This is a genomic window from Pseudomonas sp. R11F, assembly GCF_050312575.1.
Classification (GTDB): Bacteria; Pseudomonadota; Gammaproteobacteria; order Pseudomonadales; family Pseudomonadaceae; genus Aquipseudomonas; species Aquipseudomonas palleroniana.
In genome coordinates this window covers 205357-228075 of the sequence record NZ_JBNPJU010000065.1, presented here as the reverse complement: position 1 = coordinate 228075, position 22719 = coordinate 205357, and the positions used below count along the sequence as shown (strand labels likewise).

The 22719-nt window shown below is 59.6% G+C and carries 22 protein-coding genes and 2 pseudogenes; 10 read left to right on the top strand and 14 right to left on the bottom strand.

The features are described 5' to 3' along the window. Positions 1–12: 12 nt before the first annotated feature. Positions 13–1122, bottom strand: a complete 1110-nt coding sequence (locus tag ACQRBV_RS19585) for a tetratricopeptide repeat protein (protein ID WP_205345320.1) — start codon at positions 1120–1122, stop codon at positions 13–15. A 70-nt stretch (positions 1123–1192) separates the two neighbouring features. Continuing rightward, positions 1193–1405 (bottom strand): annotated as a pseudogene (locus ACQRBV_RS19580) (hypothetical protein); the annotation flags it as partial. Between the two features lie 66 nt (positions 1406–1471). Here ACQRBV_RS19580 and ACQRBV_RS19575 point away from each other — a divergent pair. Next, positions 1472–1609 (top strand): annotated as a pseudogene (locus ACQRBV_RS19575) (IS3 family transposase); the annotation flags it as partial. 240 nt (positions 1610–1849) lie between these two features. Here the strand turns inward: ACQRBV_RS19575 and ACQRBV_RS19570 are convergent. The 5 genes from ACQRBV_RS19570 to ACQRBV_RS19550 form a co-directional block, all read right to left on the bottom strand. Continuing rightward, on the bottom strand, positions 1850–2344 hold the full coding sequence (locus tag ACQRBV_RS19570; protein ID WP_244383292.1) for a hypothetical protein: 495 nt from the start codon (positions 2342–2344) through the stop codon (positions 1850–1852). A gap of 176 nt (positions 2345–2520) precedes the next feature. Beyond that, positions 2521–2763 carry a hypothetical protein gene (locus tag ACQRBV_RS19565; RefSeq protein ID WP_411984321.1) on the bottom strand — a complete coding sequence of 81 codons (243 nt, stop codon included), beginning with the start codon at positions 2761–2763 and terminating at the stop codon, positions 2521–2523. A 12-nt stretch (positions 2764–2775) separates the two neighbouring features. Then, entirely contained in the window at positions 2776–3255 is a 480-nt protein-coding gene (locus ACQRBV_RS19560; RefSeq protein WP_104994048.1) for a hypothetical protein, read from the bottom strand. 55 nt (positions 3256–3310) lie between these two features. Continuing rightward, complete coding sequence (locus ACQRBV_RS19555; protein WP_411984322.1) at positions 3311–3811, bottom strand: GNAT family N-acetyltransferase; 501 nt, start codon at positions 3809–3811, stop codon at positions 3311–3313. Positions 3812–4263: 452 nt separating this feature from the next. Beyond that, positions 4264–5337 (bottom strand): NAD(P)/FAD-dependent oxidoreductase, encoded by a 1074-nt coding sequence (locus ACQRBV_RS19550; RefSeq protein ID WP_411984323.1) that lies wholly within the window; start codon positions 5335–5337, stop codon positions 4264–4266. Between the two features lie 303 nt (positions 5338–5640). Here ACQRBV_RS19550 and ACQRBV_RS19545 point away from each other — a divergent pair, with 303 nt between their 5' ends. After that, the gene (locus tag ACQRBV_RS19545) at positions 5641–6510 is read left to right on the top strand and encodes an AraC family transcriptional regulator (protein ID WP_411984324.1); all 870 of its coding nucleotides are present in this window, start codon (positions 5641–5643) and stop codon (positions 6508–6510) included. Between the two features lie 405 nt (positions 6511–6915). Here ACQRBV_RS19545 and ACQRBV_RS19540 read toward each other — a convergent pair whose 3' ends face one another. Continuing rightward, entirely contained in the window at positions 6916–7842 is a 927-nt protein-coding gene (locus ACQRBV_RS19540; protein WP_161550283.1) for a DHH family phosphoesterase, read from the bottom strand. Positions 7843–8226: 384 nt separating this feature from the next. On the opposite strand from ACQRBV_RS19540, the gene ACQRBV_RS19535 reads away from it, so the two are divergent. Both ACQRBV_RS19535 and ACQRBV_RS19530 read left to right on the top strand, forming a co-directional pair. After that, positions 8227–9267 (top strand): alpha/beta hydrolase family protein, encoded by a 1041-nt coding sequence (locus tag ACQRBV_RS19535; protein ID WP_411984325.1) that lies wholly within the window; start codon positions 8227–8229, stop codon positions 9265–9267. A gap of 101 nt (positions 9268–9368) precedes the next feature. Next, the gene (locus ACQRBV_RS19530) at positions 9369–10430 is read left to right on the top strand and encodes an SDR family oxidoreductase (protein WP_411984326.1); all 1062 of its coding nucleotides are present in this window, start codon (positions 9369–9371) and stop codon (positions 10428–10430) included. Between the two features lie 37 nt (positions 10431–10467). On the opposite strand, the gene ACQRBV_RS19525 is transcribed toward ACQRBV_RS19530, so the two are convergent. Continuing rightward, positions 10468–11685 carry an MFS transporter gene (locus ACQRBV_RS19525; protein WP_090370455.1) on the bottom strand — a complete coding sequence of 406 codons (1218 nt, stop codon included), beginning with the start codon at positions 11683–11685 and terminating at the stop codon, positions 10468–10470. A 122-nt stretch (positions 11686–11807) separates the two neighbouring features. Between ACQRBV_RS19525 and ACQRBV_RS19520 the strand changes: the two genes are divergently transcribed. Further along, positions 11808–12449, top strand: a complete 642-nt coding sequence (locus ACQRBV_RS19520; RefSeq protein ID WP_090370454.1) for a TetR/AcrR family transcriptional regulator — start codon at positions 11808–11810, stop codon at positions 12447–12449. Between the two features lie 47 nt (positions 12450–12496). Here the strand turns inward: ACQRBV_RS19520 and ACQRBV_RS19515 are convergent, their stop codons facing one another. The 4 genes from ACQRBV_RS19515 to ACQRBV_RS19500 all read right to left on the bottom strand — a co-directional run bounded on the left by ACQRBV_RS19515 (position 12497) and on the right by ACQRBV_RS19500 (position 16926). Further along, on the bottom strand, positions 12497–14350 hold the full coding sequence (locus ACQRBV_RS19515; RefSeq protein WP_411984327.1) for an ABC transporter ATP-binding protein: 1854 nt from the start codon (positions 14348–14350) through the stop codon (positions 12497–12499). Between the two features lie 155 nt (positions 14351–14505). Then, positions 14506–15174: a hypothetical protein gene (locus ACQRBV_RS19510; protein ID WP_411984328.1), complete on the bottom strand. Its 669-nt coding sequence runs from the start codon at positions 15172–15174 to the stop codon at positions 14506–14508. Positions 15175–15177: 3 nt separating this feature from the next. Beyond that, positions 15178–16461, bottom strand: coding sequence for a M48 family metallopeptidase (locus ACQRBV_RS19505; protein WP_427877927.1), 1284 nt, complete (start codon positions 16459–16461; stop codon positions 15178–15180). A gap of 36 nt (positions 16462–16497) precedes the next feature. Beyond that, positions 16498–16926 (bottom strand): hypothetical protein, encoded by a 429-nt coding sequence (locus ACQRBV_RS19500; RefSeq protein WP_244699452.1) that lies wholly within the window; start codon positions 16924–16926, stop codon positions 16498–16500. A 172-nt stretch (positions 16927–17098) separates the two neighbouring features. Here ACQRBV_RS19500 and ACQRBV_RS19495 point away from each other — a divergent pair, with 172 nt between their 5' ends. The 3 genes from ACQRBV_RS19495 (at position 17099) to ACQRBV_RS19485 (ending at position 18791) form a co-directional block, all read left to right on the top strand. Further along, positions 17099–18046 carry a helix-turn-helix transcriptional regulator gene (locus ACQRBV_RS19495; protein WP_090370447.1) on the top strand — a complete coding sequence of 316 codons (948 nt, stop codon included), beginning with the start codon at positions 17099–17101 and terminating at the stop codon, positions 18044–18046. A gap of 212 nt (positions 18047–18258) precedes the next feature. Then, positions 18259–18471: a superinfection immunity protein gene (locus ACQRBV_RS19490; protein ID WP_411984330.1), complete on the top strand. Its 213-nt coding sequence runs from the start codon at positions 18259–18261 to the stop codon at positions 18469–18471. Between the two features lie 74 nt (positions 18472–18545). Further along, the gene (locus ACQRBV_RS19485) at positions 18546–18791 is read left to right on the top strand and encodes a hypothetical protein (RefSeq protein ID WP_060752489.1); all 246 of its coding nucleotides are present in this window, start codon (positions 18546–18548) and stop codon (positions 18789–18791) included. A 365-nt stretch (positions 18792–19156) separates the two neighbouring features. Here ACQRBV_RS19485 and ACQRBV_RS19480 read toward each other — a convergent pair whose 3' ends face one another. Further along, positions 19157–20092, bottom strand: coding sequence for a helix-turn-helix domain-containing protein (locus ACQRBV_RS19480; RefSeq protein ID WP_090370440.1), 936 nt, complete (start codon positions 20090–20092; stop codon positions 19157–19159). A gap of 559 nt (positions 20093–20651) precedes the next feature. On the opposite strand from ACQRBV_RS19480, the gene oxdA reads away from it, so the two are divergent. Further along, a complete protein-coding gene (oxdA, locus tag ACQRBV_RS19475) occupies positions 20652–21710 on the top strand; it encodes an aliphatic aldoxime dehydratase (protein WP_090370438.1) in 1059 nt (352 codons plus the stop codon). 87 nt (positions 21711–21797) lie between these two features. After that, positions 21798–22664 carry a transporter gene (locus ACQRBV_RS19470; RefSeq protein ID WP_411984331.1) on the top strand — a complete coding sequence of 289 codons (867 nt, stop codon included), beginning with the start codon at positions 21798–21800 and terminating at the stop codon, positions 22662–22664. The last annotated feature ends 55 nt before the right edge of the window (positions 22665–22719 follow it).

Sequence of the window (22719 nt, the reverse complement as noted above, 5' to 3'; positions counted from 1 at the left end):
ACTTCCATATGCCTACTGCACGCTCGTTATATCTGCCAACAGTTGTTCGAGCCCTTCCGGAGTTGAATAGAGGTTTTCCAGTGCCGCAACCTCAGCCAATTGGCCTGGCGAAAGCTCCCTTTCTTCATGCTCCAGCTGGTCGCGCATTTCATCTTGATTTTTCGGCAGTTTGCGTTTCAAAGCTACGCGCAAGAGCCCGCACGCCTTGAGCTTGTTACGTTCGAAACCTCGACCGGTATCTACCTGCACTGCAAGGATCGCGGTTGCAAAGGCATGGCCTTGCGCAGCAGCCTTGAGCAACCACCTATTCGCTGTCGGGTAGTCGACCGGTATTTCATCACCCTTGCTGTAGAGAACGCCGAGAATGAACTGTGCATCGGCCCGGCCTTGCTCGGCGGCGCGGGTAAACCACTGCAGGGCGGCGGGTACATCCTTGGGTGTGCCGCTGCCACTGAGCATCGCGGCGCCCATCAATTCGTAAGCCTTGCCACTGCCGGTGTCGGCTGCCTGAGCAAGTAGCTTGACCGAGCGTTCAAGATCGACCGGCGCGCCTCTGCCATGTGCGTAAATAGTTGCCAGTTGTATGAGTGACTCGGCATCCCCTTGAGCACTGCCTTTGCTTGCCAAGGCGAACGCCTGTTGATCGCTCGCCTCAACGCCATCACCTCGGTAGTAAAGCCTGGCGAGGTCTCCTTGTGCTTTTGCATGCCCTTGTTCGGCGGCTTTTTGAAACCACATGGCGGCCTGGGCAAAATTCCTGGGTTGATCCGTGCCTGCGAGATTGGAAATACCCAGGAAATACTGGGCATCCGGGTTTCCGTGCTCAGCCGACCGAGTGATCCACTCCAGGCCCTTGGAATGATTCACCGCTACGCCGCGCCCGTAGTAAGTGAAAAAACCGGTTTTATACTCAGCGACGGGTTCGCCGTTTTCAGCGGCGCGCAAATACCACTGTGCGGCCTTGACCGGGTTTTTATCGACCACCAGGCCTTCGTCGTAAAAAGCCCCAATCATCAACGTGACGCTATACGGACTGCGCCATACGGTGATAGCGAGCGTGATTAAAAGATAGGCCAGACAGCCGAGGAGCAACGCAACCAAAGGAACGACAAACCGGCGCAAATTCGAATCCATTCGTGAAGTGTGGGGGGGCATTGTAGCGACGCTCGTGAGCGGGGGCATAGGTGCCTTTTTACAACAGGTTTAACCTCACTCGGCGCTGAAAAGCGTCGACCCAAGTCGGGCGTGCCATCAACAACACCGTCGTCGCCGACAACAATCCGGCACAGCATCGATTGAACATCCATCCCAAAGGGAAAATTGCGGCATGTGGGTGGCTGGGGATCACTGATTGCGCAAGGAATGCAGTGAAGATCAGGATCGCTTTCGGATTACTCGAACCTAGGTTGATTAATCGCTTACCGGATGGAAGCTTTCGGCCAATAGCGGTCGGTCAGCATTTACGGAAATCGAGTTCCTGCTGTATCGCCCTAAAAATTTGGCGGACGCAGTGAAAATGGTGGATGAGTCGGTGCTGATCTACAACGGGGAACGGCCACATCTGTCCCAGAAATACAAAACGCCCAATGCGGTGCATCGGGCGTTTTGAGTCTGAAATGGGTGTAAACCTATTTCAGGACTAGACAACATACTTAGGCCAATTTCAACGACTGCTTTTGGCTGACTTCTGCCGGTCAAAAAAAGATCTCCGAGCTGCCACCTTATGCAAAAGCCCAGCGACCTCTTACATCTAAGGTCGGCGCGCGATCTTCTACATACTGTCCCCTTCCCGACGGCCGGACACAACGCGTCTAGTGCTGCTTACCCAAGCGGAGCGCGGTAGCGATTATCAAGGATTGACCACCGGAATAGCTGGCAGCTGAAACCCGTCATCCACTCTTTTTTGGGTGAAGTCGTCACCGCCGTCTTGCGCCTTGCTCCGATAAGTAGTGGCGGTTAGCTCAATGATTTCATACGCGTCATTCAGATGAGGGTTTCCTGGGTTGGCGGGAGCAATCAGATCCCCCACTTTTTTCCCGGTAGTGATGGTGAAGTAGATCTTGCCGGAAACACCCCATAGGCCGAATTCCTGTTGCTCAAACCATTGGCCGGATTTGTCGGTCACGCGAAACATCACGATGAAGGTGCCATTGGCTCGACGCTCACTCAGTTGCTGCATACGTTTACCGTCGAGGGTTGTTGCTTCGCCATACCATTTACCGATCATCAGGGCGTGTTCTTGTTCCTGAAGGGTGGAGAGGGGCTTTTCGGTATGAACAAGGGGTTGTTGACTGCAGCCGAACAGGCACGTGAAGGCAAGTGCAGAAGCGAAAATCTTGAACACGTAAATTCCTTTGCGAAAAGGGGATGGATTTATTCCTGAACAATGTCTAGTTCTAAAATAGGTTTATACCTTCTGATCTGTTTTTCAGGAGGAGGTAACGAAATCAACAAAAAGGCGTATTCAGCGAGCACTAGACAGGGCTTCAGAGCGCGAATCAATGAAAACGCCTGCCACCCTCACCCCCTCTGCTCGAATCGCCGCCGCTTTAGGAACAACCCCACCCCCAGTGCAACGGCAAAGACCGACAGCAACCCCAGGTCGAATCCAGACAAGTGGATTTGGCTCGCGGTAACGCAGCCGACCGCCCCCATCACTACCAGCAGTACCCCTAACCATTTGCGAAGCGGGTACGATTTGAGAAACCGATCGATCAGAAAGAACAGCACCAGAGCAACGACCAGTTGGGTGATATCAGACACGTGTTTCTCCCGTCAGGTCTTGATGATCAGTGTCGAGGCGGTACGTTGCGGGCCGATGCCGCCATTCACCTGCGCCTCAATACTCACCAGTACGTCGCCTGCATGATAGGTCGGGAGGGTTTCATTCACGTACATGCGCACACCGGCGCCGACCGGGGCACCCACATAGGGGGAGGCAACATAAGAGGTGGCGCCAGCGAACGCCGAGGCCGCAAGGTTGGCGATTTTGGTGCGTTGAGCGTTGAGAACATCGCCCTGCTGCCGGGTCAGCGGCTTGGAAATGCCGATCATCATCAGGCACGGCAGGTTCTTGGCCAGCATCTTGTCGTACACCTCGACCACCTTGCGGTTGACCTCGTAGTGGGCGCTTTTCGCCTCGCCAAAATGCAACTCGCGCAGGCGTCCGCGTTCGCTGTCGGTGAGAGTGATCTGCGAGACGTTGAACACGATCCCGTGATTGCCTATGTATTGGAAAGTCCCTTCGAACTTCATCGCACGCATCCTTTCGAGCCAAAGGCGGGAATTATCTAGAAGGCATGCGCTGGATTCAAATCATTTCACCTGGCTGGCAAGGTGCGATGCACGCCGTAAGGTGTTGACGGACATAGTAATTGTCGAATTCACTGCTTTCGACGAACTGGAAGCCATGGCGAGTGTAAAAACGATTCGAGGCACTTTCTTTGAGGGCACCTACCTTGATCGGGAGTGCAGCCGCATCCGCAGCTTTGAAAATCTGAGTGAGCACCGCAGAGCCGATCCCCGAACTTTGCGCGCTCGGCCTCACGTATAAGTGGTCGAGCACAAGTTCAGTGGGGTGGTGTTTGACCACTACAAAGCCAACCCTTTCTCCAGCAAGCTCAATGTAATGTGTGTTGTGGGCTTCAAAGCAGCGAACAAACCGCTCGCGCGCCCGCACTGGATCAAATCGCCCGATGCGCTCCAAACTTTCGCGCATGGCCTCAATTCGAATGGCAACAAGATCGTTCAAGTCACTTTGTTGAGCGCGGACTAACGTCACTGGGAAGTGTTGATTGGGTTTGATCGGCATATTGAATCGGTCCTGAATTCGTAGATGTTCAATGCGCGCTTTTAGCCGACTATTGCCTTCTGTGAAGGGCTGCAACCGACCCTGAGCAGACATTCAAGAGGCGACGTCAGTGGGACTGCTAAGCACCTCATAGGTCAACCCAGCCTCAAAATATGACGCTCTCCACTCAAGGAATCCTACTTCTGGCTCGCACAACAAGAGAACGGTACATCCAGCCTCCCCCATTGAAACCCTTTCCACCACGGCGATATCTCCAGGAGCCGCCTCCCGAGAGTTCATCCAGTCCCTGAGTACCACCGCTGCCCGGTCAATAGTGATCAGTTTTATGATACTGCCCTTGGAAAGGGTCATACCGCCTCGCCTAAGCTTGTGAACGTATCTGGTTTGTAAACCTATTTGGAGATTTAAGGAAGGTCTGCTCTTGGCCGATACCTGTCTCACAGGAGCAGCCACTAAGCTTGGAAAAATCTATCGGGCCGGCATGGGTAAAGGGCACTGGACGCCACGCCGTCAATGATTTCCTCGCTGGCAAGGCGCCCGACTATCGCCGCCAAAGTAATTCCGGGGTGCATTGCGCAAACATACGCGCCGACCACCTTGGGTAGATAACCGATAATGGGGATACCATCGGCAGGTATGGGTCTGAGTCCGACACAAGCGCTCTCCACATCTATTGAATTGACCCCATGGAGTTCGTTCCGGATTGTCTTGGCAGTTCGAAGTGCGATCGCTAACGGTTGGTTCTCCATGGCTTCGTCCAGGTAATCTTCTGCCGCCAGCAACGCACCGTCCGAGCTTTGCCTCACTTCCATTTCGGGGCTGGAGATCAGGGTATGCACGAGGTTGGGTTGTGGTTTGTAGCGGATGAAAATGGCAGGCGAGGCCTCTATTGGTAGGGACACCTCAAGCATATCTGTCAGTTTCGTTATACCTGTCCCGGCTGCTAATACGACGATATCGGCATCGATGCAGCCTATTGTTGTTTCAACCCCGGACACCTTTGCACCCTGCGTTACAAAACCGAGAACTCGCGTCTGAGTGCGAATCTTCGCCCCATATGCCTCGGCGCCCGCGATTAACGCATGCGTAGCTGCCACTGCGTCGAGCGCCCCTTCTTGCGCCACAAATAAAGCAGCCTCCGGAGGATTCTTAAGATTTGGCTCAAGGTCGAGAATCTGCGATCGAGAGACCCAGTGATCCGATGCCTGCTTACCCGAAGCCGACAGCGCCGCATTCGGCATCACGCTGTATGACAAGGCGCCTGTCCATCGTATTTCCATGCCAGGCAACTGTGTTTCGAGTCGGCGGTACTCTTTGATGGCAGAAGCGCGCAGTTGCGCAATTGGGTCAGGTTCGGGGTGTGTGGTATTGATCCAGGCGAATGAGCTCCCAGTTACTCCAGACGCTATACCTTGCGCCTCGACCAAGATGACATTCGCACCTTTACCAGCCAGGTGATACGCAAGTGACGCGCCTACAATGCCTGCACCAATGACAACGACTCGTTTGCCATGACCATTTCCCATATCAACCTCCGTTTTGTCGACATGCCGATGGTACGACAGCTGGGTGCTTTTTGAATGTCCGTTGCTGGCCGACTTCTTCCCGTAAAAAAAGCCAAAATAAATTCGCCCCCCTTTTCGATTAGAAGCGCAGGTTTGCTTCGCCCATTGTTACCTGATGTGATTTAAGCTGTGAAAAAGCCCGCTTTGGCGGGCTTTCTGGTTTTTGGTGAGCAGCCCAATCGCACCTTGAGCAAACCCGGCTAGGCACGCCCCCCTCGCTGTAGGCGACTCTATCGCCGACCGCCCCTCCAGGAGTTTCTTCCAGTGTCCGAAACGCCCAGCCATCTCGCCTACACCAAACGTTTCAACGTCGTCCTCGCCTATATCGAAGCCAATCTCGAAGGTGACCTGTCGGTGAATACGTTGAGCCAGGTGGCGAACTTTTCGGCGTTTCACTTCCATCGACAGTTCACTGCGTTTGTCGGCGTGCCGGTGTCACGGTATGTGCAGCTGATGCGTCTGCGTCGCGCGGCCCATAGCTTGGCGGGCCTTGCCGAGTATTCGGTGCTGGATGCCGCGCTCAGTGCCGGTTTTGAAAGCCCGGAGGCGTTCAGCCGGGCGTTTCGGCGGGCGTTCGGTATGGCGCCGAGTGCGTTCAGGAAGGCGCCGAACTGGCAGACCTGGAATGCGGTGTTCGCCATCCCTCACTTTTCCAGGACGATCATCATGCAACTGCGCATCGTAGAATTCACTGAAACCCAGGTCGCCGCGCTTGAGCATCGCGGGCCCGCCGGGCTTGTCAATCAGACGACCAGCCAGTTTATCGAATGGCGCAAGCACAGCGGCCAGTCGCCGGTGGCGTCGAGCCGCACGTTTGGCATTCCCTATAACAACCCCGATACCACCCCGCCGGAGGAATTTCGTTTTGTCATCTGTGGCGAGATTGACGAGGCTGTGGCGCCGAATGCGTTTGGCGTGCATGAGCGCGTCATTCCGGCTGGGCGATGCGTGGTGGTGCGGCATGTGGGGTCGCCGGATCATATCGGCGAAACGATCTATCCGATTTATCGCGATTGGTTGCCTGCCAGTGGCGAGGAGCTTCGCGACCATCCCCTGTTCTTCCATTACCTGAGCGTTTACCCCGAGACGCCGCAGGATCAGTGGCAGACCGATGTGTATGTCCCGCTGAAATAGCGTCCGAAAAGGGGACGGATTTACTTCTGAAGGATTCCCGCCCCCTTTTCGCTCAAGCCCAGTTAGAAGCCTCGGCGCCTTGCTCCATTGCCTACAGTTGCGTCTGAATCCGCCGGCTTGTGCGCTTGAGTGGGCGTCTCTAAGGTGGCCTGGTCACTGACAACTCAGTGATCGGGTTTAGTAGCCCGCGTGACAACATGAAGTGCATGAGCCTCATCGATCAGATGTTCTTGTCTGTACTTGATGGTGGCTGTGCGCAGGGCGCCCTCGGGCGCGCCGGCTTTGTGTGTTTCCCCGGTCTACTAACCTGCGTACAGCTGCCACCCTCTCGTTTAGTAGCGAAAAGGTGTTGGCCCTCTCCATTATGAGGCGGCCGGCTTTTGCATGATGCGGGCTTTGGCGACGCTACCCGTTTTTAATGCAGATGCGGGCCAACCCCAGCTTCAACAGTTCCTTACGTAGCAGCGCGTGTTCAAGCACAGCCATTCCGGCCTGCCATTCGATCGACAGCAAATCGCTCAACTTTTGTTGGCTGACCAAGGGCTCAGCCAGAAAGTAGCTTTTGCACTCGCGGATGCTGATGACGTTTAACAGCCAGTCTCCACCCTGCGCCGTCAGCCAGTGACCGATCGTTGAACGATGCGTTCGGATGAGCGCACTGGCATCCCACACCGCCATCTGCGCGAAAACCTGCGGCAGGTTGCTATCGGCTTTCAGCCGCTTCAAATCACCAGCCAACGCGCCAATCAGGTCTGACTCGATAGTGGCCTGACACTCGGAGAAATATCGCTCGGGCCAGTCGGCTTCCAGTTTCGCCCGGCATGCGAGGACTTCATAAGCCCGGATATCCGATGGGGTGGTCAACTGCCCTGTAAAATTCAGGGTATTGTCCAGAATTGCCGTGGCCAGCAACGCAGCACTTTTTTCGCTGATCAGCGGCAACAGCCCTGCCGCTTCCCAACGCTGAAAAATCAGAGTCGCCGCTGCACCGATCGGCAGGATGTCTGCCGCAGATCCGAGCTTCTGCGCCCAATGGTTTTCAAAGCCTGGGTGATGGTCAATGACTTCCACCACCTGTTCAAGAACCACCAGCGGGTCGAAATGGTGGTAGTCGGAGACATCCACCAACACGAACTCATCACCCGCTCCCGGCAGATAATCGTCCAGAGATGATTGCCATCCGAGCACGGTTCTGGAGATGCTGACATTGAGCGGGGCGCTACTGACGGCCCGAGCATCAACACCTTGGTGATTCAACAGCTCGGCGTACGCAATGCAACAGGCATACGCGTCGATGTCCAGGTACGCCGAACCCGAGGTCACCACTCTCATGACACGTGGGTCATAGCGTGAGCTGCCGAGACGTTCGAAGACAGCTTCAGCGCATGGGCGATACCCTCCGGAATCCGCGCTTGCAGCGTACGTTCAAACGCTTCCCGGCTTTTCTGACAACACACCGACATCGGCCTTCCTTAAAATCAATTTTACATAATTAAAACATGTACTTAGATTGGTTTAGCACACTGCTACGTCCTCTTTCCGCGGAAAAAATCGCATTTTTTCATTGCAAAAATATGACGAAATCTAGACCGCCAGCCCGAGCGCGCGCTCAGCCAGGGCTACTACGGGTATGGATGAAAAACGGCGCGCAGCTCATGGCACTGAACGGGGAATTCAGGTCATGATGCCCCCCCCGAATCAAGGACGATAACCACAATGAAAACCGCCCTGCACGCCCTGCTCCTGCTGTGCCTGACCGCCCCCGCCTTCGCCGCCGAAAACCCAGTCGGTTTCAACACCGTCACCCTGCCCGACGCACAAAACAACCGACCACTCGAACTGGCCGTCTGGTACCCCGCCACCACCACGGCCACCCCCACGCTGATCGCCGACAACGCGGTGTTCATCGGGGCCCTCGCCGTACCCGACGCCCCGCCGGCGGCCGGTGAACATCCGTTGGTGGTGCTCTCCCATGGTTATGGCGGTAACTGGGGCAATCAGGTGTGGCTGGCCAGTGCGCTGGCGCATCAGGGGTACATCGTCGCGGCGGTCAACCACCCGGGCACCACCTCCAAGGATCGCAACCCACACACCGCTGCGCAGTTGTGGTTACGCCCGACCGACCTGAGCCGCGCGATTGATGCAGTGCTGGCTCAGCCGAAGGCATTTGGCGCGGTCGCGGCTGGCCAGATTGCTGCCGTTGGCCATTCCCTTGGCGGCTGGACCGTGCTGGAAACCGCCGGAGCACGCTTCGATCCCGACCTGTTCAGCCGTGACTGCAGCGCCCACCCCAAGCTCGGCGGCTGCATCGGCTATCAGGCGATGAACCCCGCCGGCACGCCAGCCGGCAAGGCTCGGTTGGCCGCCGATTTGAGCGACAAACGCGTCAGCGCCATAGTGTCCTTGGACCTGGGCCTGTCACGCGGCTTCACCGACATGAGCCTGGCGACGCTGCCGGTACCGGCGCTGGTCATTGCAGGGGGCGTGCCTTCAGAGGATATGGACCCGCAGCTGGAGTCCGCCGCCCTGGTCAAGCGCCTGCCTGAAGCAACCACGAAATACGTGGAGATCGCCGATGCCACCCACTTCAGTTTCATGTCGATCTGCAAGCCGGGCGGCATGGCGTTGATTGAGGAGAGCTCGCCGGGCGACGGCATGATTTGCCGCGATGGTGAAGGGGCTCGGCCGAGGGCGGTGATTCAGCAACAGGTGGTGGGGCTGATCAGCGAGTTTTTACGCCAATCGTTTCAACATTGAAGCCGGTATCGACCTTAAAGCACCTAGGACGAGACTGGCGGATAAGGTTGAACCTCTCCCACACGTAGAGGCTCAGAACCCTACATCTTCGGGAGAATTTTATGACCAAGACTGCATTAGTCGTCGGGGCCAGCGGTATCGTTGGCAGCGCCATCACCCAGTTACTGCTCGACCAACAGTGGCAGGTCGCAGCGCTGTCCCGCCACCCCTCGCAAGTACCCGGCGTGAGTCCGGTGGCCGCCGACTTGCAGGACCCTGCATCGCTGCAACAGGCCCTGGCCGATTTGAAACCCACCCATGTGTTCATCACCACCTGGTCACGCCAGGCCACCGAAGCCGAGAACATCCGTGTCAACGCGGCCATGGTGCGCAACGTGCTTGACGCCGTGCGCCCCGCCGCAAGCGTGCAGCATGTGGCGTTGGTCACCGGCCTGAAGCATTACCTCGGACCGTTCGAAAACTACGGCAAGGGCAGCCTGCCGCAAACGCCGTTCCGCGAAGAACAAGGCCGCCTGGACGTGGAGAACTTCTACTACGCCCAGGAAGACGAAGTGTTCGCCGCCGCAAAAAAGGACGGTTTCACCTGGAGCGTGCATCGCCCCCATACCGTCACCGGCGTGGCGGTGGGCAACGCCATGAACATGGCAACCACCCTCGCCGTCTATGCCAGTGTCTGCAAACACACCGCACGCCCGTTTGTATTCCCCGGTTCCCGCGTGCAATGGGACAGCCTCACCGACATGACCGATGCGCGCCAGTTGGCCCAGCAGCAGCTATGGGCGGCCACCACGCCGGCGGCGGCCAACCAGGCGTTCAACATCACTAATGGCGATGTGTTCCGCTGGAAATGGATGTGGGCGCAGATCGCCGATTATTTTGGCCTTGTACCCGCAGCGTTCCCGGCCAAACCCTCGCCGCTTGAGAGCCAGATGGCCAATGATCAGACGGCCTGGAGCGAGATCGCAGCCAGACACGGGCTGAAGGAAACCGACATCAGCCGCCTGGTCTCGCCCTGGCACACCGATGCCGACCTGGGGCGCCCGATCGAGGTGGTCACCGATATGTCCAAGAGCCGGAAGATGGGGTTTACCGCCTACCAGGCCAGCGACCAGGCGTTTTTTGAGGTATTCGATCAGTTGCGTGAAGCGCGGTTGATCCCTTGAAGAAACCGGCCGCCATTCACCGGCGGCCGCTTTTCTCTCAATGGCCGGCCACGGCTGGCTTGCCTGCGCTACGCGCCCCCGGCTTGAAGCCATGGGCGTGCGCCGCCACGGTAATCAGGAGCGCAACGCCGATCAATGCCAGCATCGCCCACGGAAACGCCGCCACACCCCAGGTGTCCAGCAACACGCCCCCCACCACGCCGCTGCCGGCAATCGCGCTGTTCCACGCCACCACGTTGAGTGACAACGCCACGTCCGCGCCATCGCCCGCCGCATCCGCCAGGGCGGTTTGCAGCAAGGTCGCGGCGCCGCCAAAGCTCAAGCCCCATACCGCTACGCCGAGGTAGATCACCTGCGGCACATTTCCCAGCAAACCGAACACCACACTGATGAGCGCAAAGCTTGCCAGGCTGACCAACACGGTCTTGCGCAGTAACGGTTCAACCAATTTAGCCGTGATCCAAATCCCCACCAGCGCGGCAATCCCGAATACCAACAGCACCAGGTCGACACGCTCCGCCAACCCCGCCGGCGCCACGAACGGCGCGATATAGGTGTACAGAATGTTGTGTGCCAGCATCCAGCTGATCACCACCGCCAACACCGGGCGCACGCCCGGCGTAGTCAGCACCTTGCGCAGGGACACGCGTTGGTGGGCGGGCTGCGGCGCGTAGTCCGGGACTTTCACCAGTACCCAGGCGATCAGCCCCAGGCTCAGCGCCGACATCAGGCCGAACGTGGTACGCCAGCCCACCAGTCCACCGAGCCAGGTGCCCAAAGGCACCCCCAACGACAGCGCAATCGGCGTGCCGACCATCGCCAACGCAAGTGCCTTGCCCTGTTGGTGGGGCGCAACCATACGCCGCGCGTAACCGGCCAACAGGCTCCAGGCCAACCCCGCCGCCACCCCGGCAAAAAAACGAGCTACCAGCGTTACGCCATAGTGGGACGACAGTGCGGTGATCGAGTTGAATAGCAGGAAACCGACGATGGTCAGCAGCAGCACATTGCGCCGACGCCAGCCACGGGTGGCAATCGTCATGGGAATCACCGCCAGCACCGAACCCAGTGCATAGGCGGTGACCATCTGCCCAGCCATTGATGGCGAGATCGCCAGGCCATCGCTGATCAACGGCAGCAGGCCGGCAGGCAGGGTTTCGGTGACGATGCAGATGAAGCCGGTCATGGCCAGGGCGAGCAAGGCGCCGATAGGCAAGCGCTCGGATGCGGCCGATACGGTGAGTGAGGCGGTCACGGGAAACTCCTTTGGCAAGACTTATATACTGATCGATATAAATATTGCAGGCGACCGGTGCGCGTTGTCAATGACTTATGTATCGACTAGTATTTATCTCACCTTGCCACCGGAGACCTGACATGGCACAAATGGGCCGCCCCCGCACCTTCGACCGTGAGCACGCCGTGGAACAGGCTTTGCACCTGTTCTGGCAACACGGCTACGACGCCACGTCTCTGGCCCAGCTCAAGGCCGGCCTGGGCGGCGGAATCTCCGCGCCGAGTTTCTATGCCGCGTTCGGTTCCAAGGAGGCGTTGTTCGAGGAGTGCGTGCAGCGCTATCTGACAACCTACGCCCAAGTCACCGAATGCCTGTGGGACGAAAGCCTGCCACCGCGCCAGGCCGTCGAGACTGCGCTGCGCCAGTCAGTCCGCATGCAGTGCGAAGAGGGACACCCCAAGGGCTGCATGGTCGCGCTGGGCGTGATGAGTGCGCCAAGCCCGGAAAATGCGCGGGTGGCGGATGCGCTGACCCAGTCGCGCCTGCGCACACGGGCAGGGATTGTCGCGTGTGTGGAGCGCGCAGTGCGTAGCGGCCAGTTGCCGCAACATACTCAGCCTGCGGTGATGGCGAGTGTGTTTGACAGCTTCTTGCAGGGGGTTTCAATCCTCGCGCGGGACAACGTACCCCACGCCACACTCGACGCCGCGATCAGCCAACTCTTGATGACCTGGGACGTCGCCGCGTCCATCGCCGCCCCTGTGGGTAAAGGTTCGGGCTGACAATTTCAAGCAGCGCGCAAAAAATTTCACGGCGGCCAATACCCCTCTTATTCCACCCCCTCGACCACGCCTTGATCCTCCCCCAAAAAGCCCCCGCTCTGGTGATGCCAGAGCCGCGCATAGGTACCGTTTTTTTCCAGCAATTGGGTATGCGTGCCCTGCTCGATGATGCGTCCGTTGTCCATGACGATAAGCCTGTCCATGGCCGCAATGGTCGACAACCGATGGGCAATGGCAATCACCGTCTTGCCTTGCATCATGTCATCGAGGCTTTCCTGGATGGCGACTTCGACTTCCGAGTCCAGTGCGCTGGTGGCTTCGTCCAGCAGCAGGATCGGCGCGTTTTTGAGCATGACCCGGGCAATGGCGATGCGCTGACGCTGGCCGCCGGAGAGTTTGATGCCCCGCTCGCCCACCAGCGTGTCGTAGCCGGAGTGGCCCTGTTTGTCGCTGAGCTGGCTGATGAACTCATCGGCCTGGGCGCTGGCTGCGGCACTGCGAATCTGCGCGTCGGTCGCGTCGGGGCGGCCATAGGCGATGTTGTCGCGGATCGAGCGGTGCAACAGGGACGTGTCCTGAGTGACCATGCCGATCACGCTGCGCAGGCTTTCCTGTGTGACATGAGCAATGTTTTGCCCATCGATGCGAATCGCGCCCTTGTCCACGTCGTAGAAACGCAACAGCAGGTTGATGAGCGTCGATTTACCGGCGCCGGAGCGCCCCACCAGCCCGATCTTTTCGCCGGGGCGGATGGTCAGGTTCAGGCCATCGAGCACCTGGCGTTCGCCGTTGTAATTGAAGCTCACATTGTCGAAGGTCACCTCACCGGCTGTGCTGATGAGCGCGGGAGCGTCGGGCAGATCCTGCACCTTGGGGCCGCGGGTCAGGGTTTGCATGCCGTCCTGCACGGTGCCGATGTTCTCGAACAGCGCGGTCATCTGCCACATGATCCAGTGAGACATGCCGTTGATGCGCAATGCCATGGCGGTAATGGCCGCCACGGCGCCGGTGCCGACTTCGCCCTGGTGCCACAACCACAGCGCATACCCGCCGGCCCCCATGATCAACCCGACCACCAGGGCCTGGTTGACGATCTCGAACTGGCTGACCAGGCGCATCTGGCGAAAACCGGTCTGCTTGAAATCCTCCATCGCCGCGCGCGCAAAATGCGCTTCGCGCTTGGAGTGAGAGAACAGCTTCACGGTGGTGATGTTGGTGTAGGCGTCCGAAATCCGTCCGGTCATGGATGAGCGCGCATCAGCCTGTTCCTGCCCGACTTTGCCAAGGCGCGGCACGAAGTACGCCATGGCCAGGCCGAACAACGCCAGCCAGGCAATGAAAGGCAGCATCAACTTGGGGTCGAAGCCGGCGGCCAGCGCAATGATCGCGATGAAGTACACGCCGATACCGGGTGCGATTTCGATCAGGGTGAACAGCACCTCGCGCACCGACAGCGCGGTCTGCATCACTTTGGTGGTGACGCGGCCGGAGAACTCATCGGAGAAGAACGACAGGCTCTGGCGCAGCATCAACCGGTGAAAATCCCAGCGCAGCCGCAGCGGCAGATTGATCGCCAAGACCTGGTGCTGCACCATCGTGCGCAAGGCCACCAAGCCGATGCTGGTCACCAATACGATAGCGATACCCCACACCACGCGGCTCTCCTGCCCTGCCGCCTCGCCGCCGGCCTGCCAGGTCGAGAGCAGGTCCACAACCTGGCCGAGAAACGAAAACAGCCAGGCCTCGTAAATCGACACACCGGCACTGAGCAGCGCAAGCGCGAGGATGTAACCGCGTGCACCTCGCGTGCAGGCCCACAGGAACCGCGCAAGGCCTTCCGGCGGCGGCGGTACCTCGTCAGGCGGGAAAGGGTCGAGACGTTGTTCAAAGGTGCGCAGCATGAAACTCTCCAAAAACGTTCCAGCAGTGATTCTGGCATTTAAAGGAGACTTTGCGGGGTTTGCATCTGTTCCGCAGAAATAGCGCAATGGCAGGTTTGAGCCCCGAGCGGATGCGCATGCGCTCAGGGCTGATCCTCAGCAGCCGGTTCAACTACTCAGGAATCGTGCCGGGCGCCCTGGCGCAAGGCATCGAGCTGCTGCTGTGCATGAGCAGCCTGGCAATACGCGTTGAGGATCTCGGCGATCTGGTCGCACTCCAGGGTGCGGCCGTCATGCATCAGGCCAGCGGATTGAATGAGGACGTGCGGCTGGGGCTTTTTCAGGGCCAGCGCCTGGTTGCCGAACAGCTGTCGCGCGGAACGGTGCACAGGCAGGGGCGCCTCCGCGCGCAACAGCAGTTTCTGCACGGTCAGCCAGCCTGGCTCACTGACCTCGAGATCGACAATGTCGGCCAGCTCGATCGGCGCGCTCAGGGTGTCGACAAACAGCTGGCGGCGGGTCAGGCGCATAAAGGCGTGTTGCCCGGCGTTGCGGTGCTGCCAGGTGAGTAGCCCGAACACCACCGCCATCACCGCAGCACACACGGCCAGGCCGGTGGAGCCCCGATGCAGGGCGAACCCCAGCAAGCCCAGCGCAATCAGCAAAAACAGCGGGCCACACAGCTTGTAGCGGCGCGAGTTGGTGAATTCGGTCTGCTCGGGTACACGCTGGATGAGCTGCTCCAGTTCGGCTATCGCACGCTCGCGCTGAGCCTCGCGGGAGTCGGCATAGTCCTGGCTGAGTGCGCTGGCAAGGTCCGACAGCGGGTCGCGGGGTTGGGTCATTGATCATTCTCCTTGAGGGTTTGTTATACGGGTGAGCTCACTGAACCAGTGGCGGTCGTGTTCAGTGGGCACTCGGGTGGCCTGGGCCAGCAGCGCGTCATCCAGCACCACGCCCAGTTGCTGCACGCGCAATACCGTTGGCGGGTGCGTATCAAAAGGGTGTGCGATGGCGTGGTCCAGCACCGCGTCGTTCAAGCGCAACGGGGTATGGCGCAGGTGGTCGGCCAGGGCCTGGATCAGGTTGGGGTGGTGTTCGGCGAGCAGCCGGTTGATTTCAGCGTCCAGCGCAATCACGCGCAGCAGCGCCTGGCAGAACAGCCGCTCACCAGCGATGTTGCCGCCGACTCGATCCGCGACCAGTTCCTGAGCACGGCCCCAGTGATGCACCGCCAGGTGCCAGTGGTGCAGGAAACGCTGCGTCATCCAGAGCGCCGGGCGCTCGATCCACGCAGGGTCGGCCGCCTCAGCACTGAGAGAGGAAAAGTGCCGGCACATCAGGCTGAACTGCGCGCCGATTGCGCTGCCGCGCTCGGTGTCGCGACTGCTGAAATGGCCCAGCTCATGGCCGATGATCGACGCCGTCTCGGCCTGGCTCAGGGTCGAAAGGTAGGTCAATGGCAGGTAAAGGGTGCGCCCGGTGAGCCGTTCGCCCGCCGGTTGCAGCGCCACATCGACGCTGGTCACGAAAAACGATTGGTCGATGCCCACCACGATATGGTCGGGCACCGGCGCGCCGGCGGCATGCGCCAGTTGCGCAATCCACGCCCATAAGGCCGGGGCCTTGTCGCGCCCCAGGGTTTGCCCCAGAAATGCCGAGGACGGGTGCTCCAGCACGTGCCATTGCTGGCGCAGCCGCTTGATCAGCAGGCACCCCGCCCACAGCACGCCAAGCACCGGCACCGCCACCAGCAGCATGAACCAGCCGCCAGCCTTGAAATGGCTCCAGCCCCAGCTCAGTTCATACGCCAGGCTCAGCGCCAGCGCGCCGACCAGCAGCGCGGTGTAGGCCACCAGCCAATGCCCCAGGGCACGCCAGCAGAGGAGCAGGCGGTCGTAGAGAAAGTCCCTGGATTGCCGCGCGCGCCAGGCGTCCAGCCGCAGCTTGAGCCACGTCGCGGGCCCCGCCACCAGCGCGGCAAGGGCCAGCCAGTACGCCAGCGCCGCCAGGGCCTGACGTACACGGATCCAGACGGGGTCGATGACCTGTGCCTCTCGCAGCACCTCATCGGCGCGCCAGCCCTGCACACTGGCCCAGCCCATCAGCGCCAGCGGTAACAACAGCAGCATCAGCGCCCATGACCCGCGTCCGAATCGGCCCATGGCTCAGTTGGCCTGCAGATAATCGGTCAGGAACGCCTGCGCGTTGCCTTGGCTGGACAGCGACTCGTCATAGCCGACGCTCAGCGCTTGGGCTTCGCCGGGCAAGTACAGCTCGCCCCAGCTTTGTTGCAGCACCAGCACCACGAATTTCTGGCCGTCCACGCGGGTGGAGTAGCGGGTGTCCTTGGCGGTCTTCTCCACGGTCATTTTCTGGATCTTCAGGTTCCAGTCGTGATCCACGCCCTCCACCTGCACCAGCGCCTGGTTGTCACTGCGCGCTCCGATGCGCAGGGTCCAGACCTTCACACCGCCCGCGCCGGCATAGGCCAGCACTTTTTCCGCGACTTCCGGGCGATTGTCAGCGTGGGCAAGCCCCGCCATCACGGCCAGCAGCAGGCCGAGCAGGGCCGCCCACTTGCGATAAATCAACATATCCGCTTCCTCAAAGTTTCAAAGCCGATCATTGAAATCAACACGCGAGGGTCTGCCAAGCAGGTCGGCCGCTGCGCACAACAATTAGGCCGTGGTTCACAACAACTGATCCGGTTGCCCGATGTCGGTATCATGCAACGCTGCCAACCAGCTCTGACGGACGCTTTATCCAATGGACCGCCGCAACCCGTATCTCGATACCCAATTCTGCTTTGATCATCCTGAGGCCCTCGCCCAGGCCGGCGTATTCGATGACAGTGCGCGGCAGGTCATGGGCAGCGCAATCGGGCATTACCGTGCGCAGACGGTGCAGCCGTACTTGCAGTATTTCGACTGTGACTTGCTGTTCCCCGAGCCGTTGAGCATCCATAAAGTGCTGCCCGACAGCGTGTGCATCGTGCAAGTGCTGGGTGGGCAGTGGCAGCATCGGGTGGACGGCGTGCTGAATCACTACACGCCCGGCGCCCCCCATGTGCTGGGTTTGAGCGAAAGCATGGAAGCCATGGACCAGATGCCCGCTGGCAGCCGTGCACGCATGGCCGGGCTGCGCATCGGTGGCGACTACCTGCGCGAGATGGCCGAAGAAGACCCGGCACTGCAACCGTTGTCCACGCTGCTTGGTGATGGGATGCACTTTTCAGAGCTGAACGGCTGCCACGCCGTTGGGCGCTTGCTCGAGCGGCTTTATCACTCACCTTACGAGGGCACGCTGGAGCGGCTGAACCAGGAAAGCCTGAGCCTGGCCGTGCTGGTGGAACTGGCCGCGCATCTGTCTGCGCCGCCGGTCGAGCCTGCGGCCACGCTGCGCAGCCATTCGGACTTGGCACACGAAGCACGCTTTCAGCTCGACGCCAACCTGATGAACCCGCCCGGCACCCAGGCGCTGGCACGGCAGTTGGGTGTGGGCGAAACCACCCTGAGACGGGCCTTTAACCGCGTGTATGGTCAGTCGATGCTCGATTACGTGCGCCACCAGCGCCTGGAGCTGGCACGCACCCTGTTGCGTCAGCGCAAATGGCACGTGGCGCAGATTGCCCACCGCGTGGGCTATGCCAACCCCGCCAACTTCAGCCATGCCTATAAAGCGTATTTCGGCCATCCGCCGGGGGCTGAATCCTGATGTCTGTTGCGCCTGAGCCCTTGAAAATCGTGGTCTGACCGTTTTTTGCGCTTGCCTGTTCAAGGACAAGGCATTGTGATATCACTGCTCTCAAAGCCGCGATCCAAAGCGGCTGGCCTGGAGAGCTGGCGATGAGGGTATTTGGCCTGGCAGTACTTGTCCCAACCTGCGCCGTCAGCTCTCTGATCTGTACGGGTGACACGGCGATCGCCTTGGCAGCCAGTTTCCTGTTTTATCTCAGCGCCGTTTTGCTCTACATGTACCCATCGATCTGCGTCGCCCTCCTCCATCCGAACCCTCCGCGTGCCTTGCTCAAGATCAATCTCCTCGCGGGGTGGACCGTATTCGGTTGGGTCAAGGCCTATCGTTGGGCGCTTGCCGAACTGCATGAGCAGGATGCCAATGTACTCAAGCGCAAAGATTGAAAGTGATGGCCTATTGGCACTTTTTGCACGCGCACGGGTCAATCGTGCATCACTACTTACGCTAGTACGTCATCATGCACAGCTGGAAGAAAATATCGTTGACTGAGGGTCTGGAGCGGAGTCTGCCGGGGCATACGGTGGATTGCGTGCTGATCAACGGCTGGACGGCCACCGTTTTTGTCAGGCAGCCAGAACATGAATCGATGTTTTGCACGACGGGTATCAACCTCGCCAAGCTGGCAGACAGCTCGAGCGTTCAGCAACTCGCTGACGAGATAACGTTTGAGGTTGATATGTCCAGGAACAGGAGCGCCGGCTAGCGCTCCCCTATCGACTTATTCTGCAGTGCTGGCGAGGTATTCGCCGGCTCGGCGAACAAGCTTCCTCCACTCTCTCCCATTGATGAGGCCGGTGCTCTCCATATCGTCGGCCCTGCTCAGCAACTTGAAATATTGATCCTCAATATCCTCGTGGTTTACGGCCTGGGCATACATTTCAGCCCAGCTTTGCACAGCGGAACGCCGCATTGGATGTTGCATGTGAGCACCTGATTATGTCCGCGCAGATAGAGCGGTGCCCTTCAAAAATCGTTCAGTGGTGCGAGGGGAGATCCGACCAACGGTGGCGCGAGGCCATTATCGATACCGCGCAGGTTGCGCTCGGTGATTTCAAATGGCACACCCTCTCAATTTCGCTGCAAAAGCGTGTTGGGCGCGACGCCGAACTCCTTGCGAAACGCATGGCTGAAATGCGAGAAGTCAGAAAACCCGAAATCCAGCGCGGCCTGCGAGACACTGCGCACCTGGCCACGCTCGATCGCTTCCCGGCTGGCATTCAGCCGTTCTCTCCAGATCTCCGCCGCAGGGGTCTTCTGGTAGCGCGCAAAGGCACGCGTAACGGTGCGGGTAGAAACATTGTGGGCTTGGGCGATGGCCTCGATCGACAGGTCCGGCTCGGCCAGATGGCGTTGGATGTACTGCATGATGCGGCCGTAGAGGTCCAGTTCCTGGTGAACGGCCTTCAGGTCCTGAAGTTCCAGGCTGATCACCAGCAGGTCGAGCAACGCCTCTGAATAACGACTGGAGATGCCTTCATCCTGGAATGCAGCAGGCGTATTGGCCGCGTGGCGCAGCATTTCACGCAAGGGGATCACGCCAGGCCGTCGATCATCGAGGACCATCGCGGTGTAATCCGCAATACGCGGCAGGCGTTCACTGAGCAGGGCTCGCGGGATGCGCACCAGGTGGTTTTCGGTACCACCGAGGCTGAATCGGAACGCTTGCGTTGCGTCATAAAGAAACAAATTACCGGTTGCCAGGCTGGCTTTCCTGCCGCCCTGTTCAATCTGGCCATGACCGTTTCTGGCAAACCCCAACCATAAATCGTCGGCCGGACCGCTGCGCAGATGCTGCTCGGAACGCTCCCAATAATGCAGTGGCGATGACAGCGAACAGATGTCCAGAGCGCCTAACGCATTGACCGCGAGCGCGCCATCGAAACTGCTCTGGGACAGGGGTTTGCTGTCGGCCGCCAGGCAATGGCGACAGACCACTTCTTTCCAGTATTCAAAGCGACGGGGTGCGGCGACAGCGAGGGTCGAATACTGAGTGCTTGGATTCATGACACTGACCTCGGTACAGCAATGCAGTAAGAGCTGGAAAAGGTGTTACCGGCTTTTCAGCGCTAGCAATTAACAGGCCAGGCGCCTTCACGGACGCAGGTGAGTGATCGACACGCGTCTGTCACCGACATTGTCTCCCCCCGCCCGTATGCCGGGTGACGACCTCGCCCTACCCATTAAGAGGCACGGCCCCGTGGGTTTACAGCGGTGGTGCACCAACCTCGATCATGCCCGCGCGCGCCTGCTTACGCTGTCTTTTCCAACCAAACGGTTGTCTCGACGAACCAAGCGGCTGCTCGTCGTCACGCCTAATTTCCACCTCACAGCAACTCAACCCCCGCTGATGAGGCTCGCCATGCATCGACCCTGTTCACCCCCCTTGGCTGACACCTCCTGGCTCCTGCAGAGGCGCGACCTCGTGCCTGAAGAGTCGGCGTATTGGTTGATCGAGTGGGGGGCGATGAAGCTGCTGCACCGACGACAGACCGCCAAGCGCGGCCAGCCGCCCAAGTACTGATGCCCAACCGTAGGCCTGAACCAAAATAACGAGGAGCTCAACATGGAATCTGCAATCGACACACATCTCAAATGCCCACGCACCCTGTCTCGCCGCGTCCCCGATGAGTACCAGCCGCCCTTTGCAATGTGGGTGGCACGCGCCGACGAGCATTTGGAACAGGTGGTGATGGCTTACTTCGGCGTGCAGTATCGCGGCGAAGCGCAGCGCGCAGCCGCGCTGCAGGCGATGCGTCATATCGTCGAAAGTTTCAGCCTGGCCGATGGCCCGCAGACCCATGACTTGACCCACCACACCGACAACAGCGGCTTCGATAATCTGATTGTGGTCGGCTACTGGAAGGACCCGGCGGCTCACTGCCGCTGGCTGCGCTCGGCACCGGTCAACGCCTGGTGGGCGTCAGAGGACAGGCTCAACGACGGCCTTGGCTATTTTCGCGAGATCAGCGCACCGCGCGCCGAGCAGTTCGAGACGCTGTACGCCTTCCAGGACAACCTGCCCGGTGTCGGCGCGGTCATGGATAACATCAGTGGCGAAATCGAAGAGCACGGTTACTGGGGTTCGATGCGCGACCGCTTCCCCATCTCGCAGACGGACTGGATGAAGCCGACGAGCGAGCTGCAAGTGATCGCCGGTGACCCGGCCCAAGGTGGGCGCGTGGTGGTGCTGGGGCATGACAACCTCACGCTGATCCGCTCCGGCCAGGACTGGGCGGATGCCGAGGCTGAAGAGCGCTCGCTGTACCTCGACGAAATCCTGCCGACCTTGCAGGACGGCATGGACTTCCTGCGCGACAACGGCCAACCGCTGGGCTGCTACAGCAACCGGTTCGTGCGCAATATCGACCTGGACGGCAACTTTCTCGACGTCAGCTACAACATCGGTCACTGGCGCTCGGTGGAGAAACTCGAACGCTGGGCCGAATCCCACCCGACCCACCTGCGCATTTTCGTGACCTTCTTTCGCGTGGCCGCGGGCTTGAAGAAGTTGCGGCTGTACCACGAAGTATCGGTATCGGACGCCAAGAGCCAGATCTTCGAGTACATCAACTGCCATCCGCAGACCGGCATGTTGCGCGACGCGCAAGTATCGCCCGCCTGACGCCAGCCCTGACTCCACTTTTAGCCCTGCGCTTTGCCTGACTGGCGATAGCGGGGCTCTTTTTGCCCGCAAAAAGGATCCTCGACCATGAAACAGTTTCGTTACCTGTCGCTTGCAGCCCTCCTCCCCAGCCTTTGCGCCCACGCGGTCGAGGTAGCCCCTGGCGACTACGAGCAGTTGCCCGCTGATGCAACGCTTGGCCTGCTCTACTACCAGCACTCCACCACGAAGAGTGCCTACGCCCAAGGCCACAAAATCAGTTCCGATTTCGACCTGACTTCCGACGTCGGCATTCTGCGACTGCTGCACGTCTACCAGCTGAGCGAGCGACTCACCGTCTCGCCACAACTCCTGTTGCCCTTCGGCCATGTCTCAAGCGGCGGTGACGCTTCCGCCTTGGGCAACACCAGTGGCGTGGGCGACCTCATTCTCACCGCGCCGCTCAAATACACGCTAAACGATGCCAAAGACGTCCTCGGCGCCACCGCTTACCTCTATGTGCCTAGCGGCAACTACGACAAGAACGACGCGCTCAACCTGGGCGAGAACCGCTGGAAGGTTGACCTCCAGGCGGCCTACATCAAGCACTTCTCGGAAAAGTGGGCCGTCGACCTCGTAGGCGATGCCATTTGGTATGGCGACAACAACGACTTCGGCGCCAACTCCGCCCGCAGGGAGCAGGACGTTTCCTACGAAACCCAGTTGATGGGCCGCTACATGCCTGACCCGACCACCGCGCTGGCCATTGGCTTTGGCCACAACTGGGGCGGTGAAACCCAGGTCGCGGGTGTCAACCAGGACGACAAGATGCAGACCACCAACTTTCGCGTCACCGCCACCAAGTTCGTCACCGCCAAGGACCAGTTTCAGCTGCAACTGGGCCGCGACCTGTCCGTGGAGAACGGGCCAAAGGAAAACTTTCGCATGAACCTGCGTTACGCACGGGTTTTCTGACCCCTGTCCGCCTGGATCAAACGGTTGTCCTCACCAGCCAAGCGTGTGCGCGAGA

Excerpts from the sequence above, each read along its gene's own strand:
- ACQRBV_RS19480 (WP_090370440.1), bottom strand. The coding sequence starts at position 20,092 with ATGAATCCAAGCACTCAGTATTCGACCCTCGCTGTCGCCGCACCCCGT.
- ACQRBV_RS19500 (WP_244699452.1), bottom strand. The coding sequence starts at position 16,926 with ATGTTGATTTATCGCAAGTGGGCGGCCCTGCTCGGCCTGCTGCTGGCC.
- ACQRBV_RS19515 (WP_411984327.1), bottom strand. The coding sequence starts at position 14,350 with ATGCTGCGCACCTTTGAACAACGTCTCGACCCTTTCCCGCCTGACGAG.
- ACQRBV_RS19555 (WP_411984322.1), bottom strand. The coding sequence starts at position 3,811 with ATGCCGATCAAACCCAATCAACACTTCCCAGTGACGTTAGTCCGCGCT.
- ACQRBV_RS19550 (WP_411984323.1), bottom strand. The coding sequence starts at position 5,337 with ATGGGAAATGGTCATGGCAAACGAGTCGTTGTCATTGGTGCAGGCATT.
- ACQRBV_RS19485 (WP_060752489.1), top strand. The coding sequence starts at position 18,546 with ATGCACAGCTGGAAGAAAATATCGTTGACTGAGGGTCTGGAGCGGAGT.
- ACQRBV_RS19505 (WP_427877927.1), bottom strand. The coding sequence starts at position 16,461 with ATGCTGCTGTTGTTACCGCTGGCGCTGATGGGCTGGGCCAGTGTGCAG.
- ACQRBV_RS19540 (WP_161550283.1), bottom strand. The coding sequence starts at position 7,842 with ATGAGAGTGGTGACCTCGGGTTCGGCGTACCTGGACATCGACGCGTAT.
- ACQRBV_RS19530 (WP_411984326.1), top strand. The coding sequence starts at position 9,369 with ATGACCAAGACTGCATTAGTCGTCGGGGCCAGCGGTATCGTTGGCAGC.
- ACQRBV_RS19520 (WP_090370454.1), top strand. The coding sequence starts at position 11,808 with ATGGCACAAATGGGCCGCCCCCGCACCTTCGACCGTGAGCACGCCGTG.
- ACQRBV_RS19535 (WP_411984325.1), top strand. The coding sequence starts at position 8,227 with ATGAAAACCGCCCTGCACGCCCTGCTCCTGCTGTGCCTGACCGCCCCC.
- ACQRBV_RS19560 (WP_104994048.1), bottom strand. The coding sequence starts at position 3,255 with ATGAAGTTCGAAGGGACTTTCCAATACATAGGCAATCACGGGATCGTG.
- ACQRBV_RS19510 (WP_411984328.1), bottom strand. The coding sequence starts at position 15,174 with ATGACCCAACCCCGCGACCCGCTGTCGGACCTTGCCAGCGCACTCAGC.
- ACQRBV_RS19470 (WP_411984331.1), top strand. The coding sequence starts at position 21,798 with ATGAAACAGTTTCGTTACCTGTCGCTTGCAGCCCTCCTCCCCAGCCTT.
- oxdA (WP_090370438.1), top strand. The coding sequence starts at position 20,652 with ATGGAATCTGCAATCGACACACATCTCAAATGCCCACGCACCCTGTCT.
- ACQRBV_RS19495 (WP_090370447.1), top strand. The coding sequence starts at position 17,099 with ATGGACCGCCGCAACCCGTATCTCGATACCCAATTCTGCTTTGATCAT.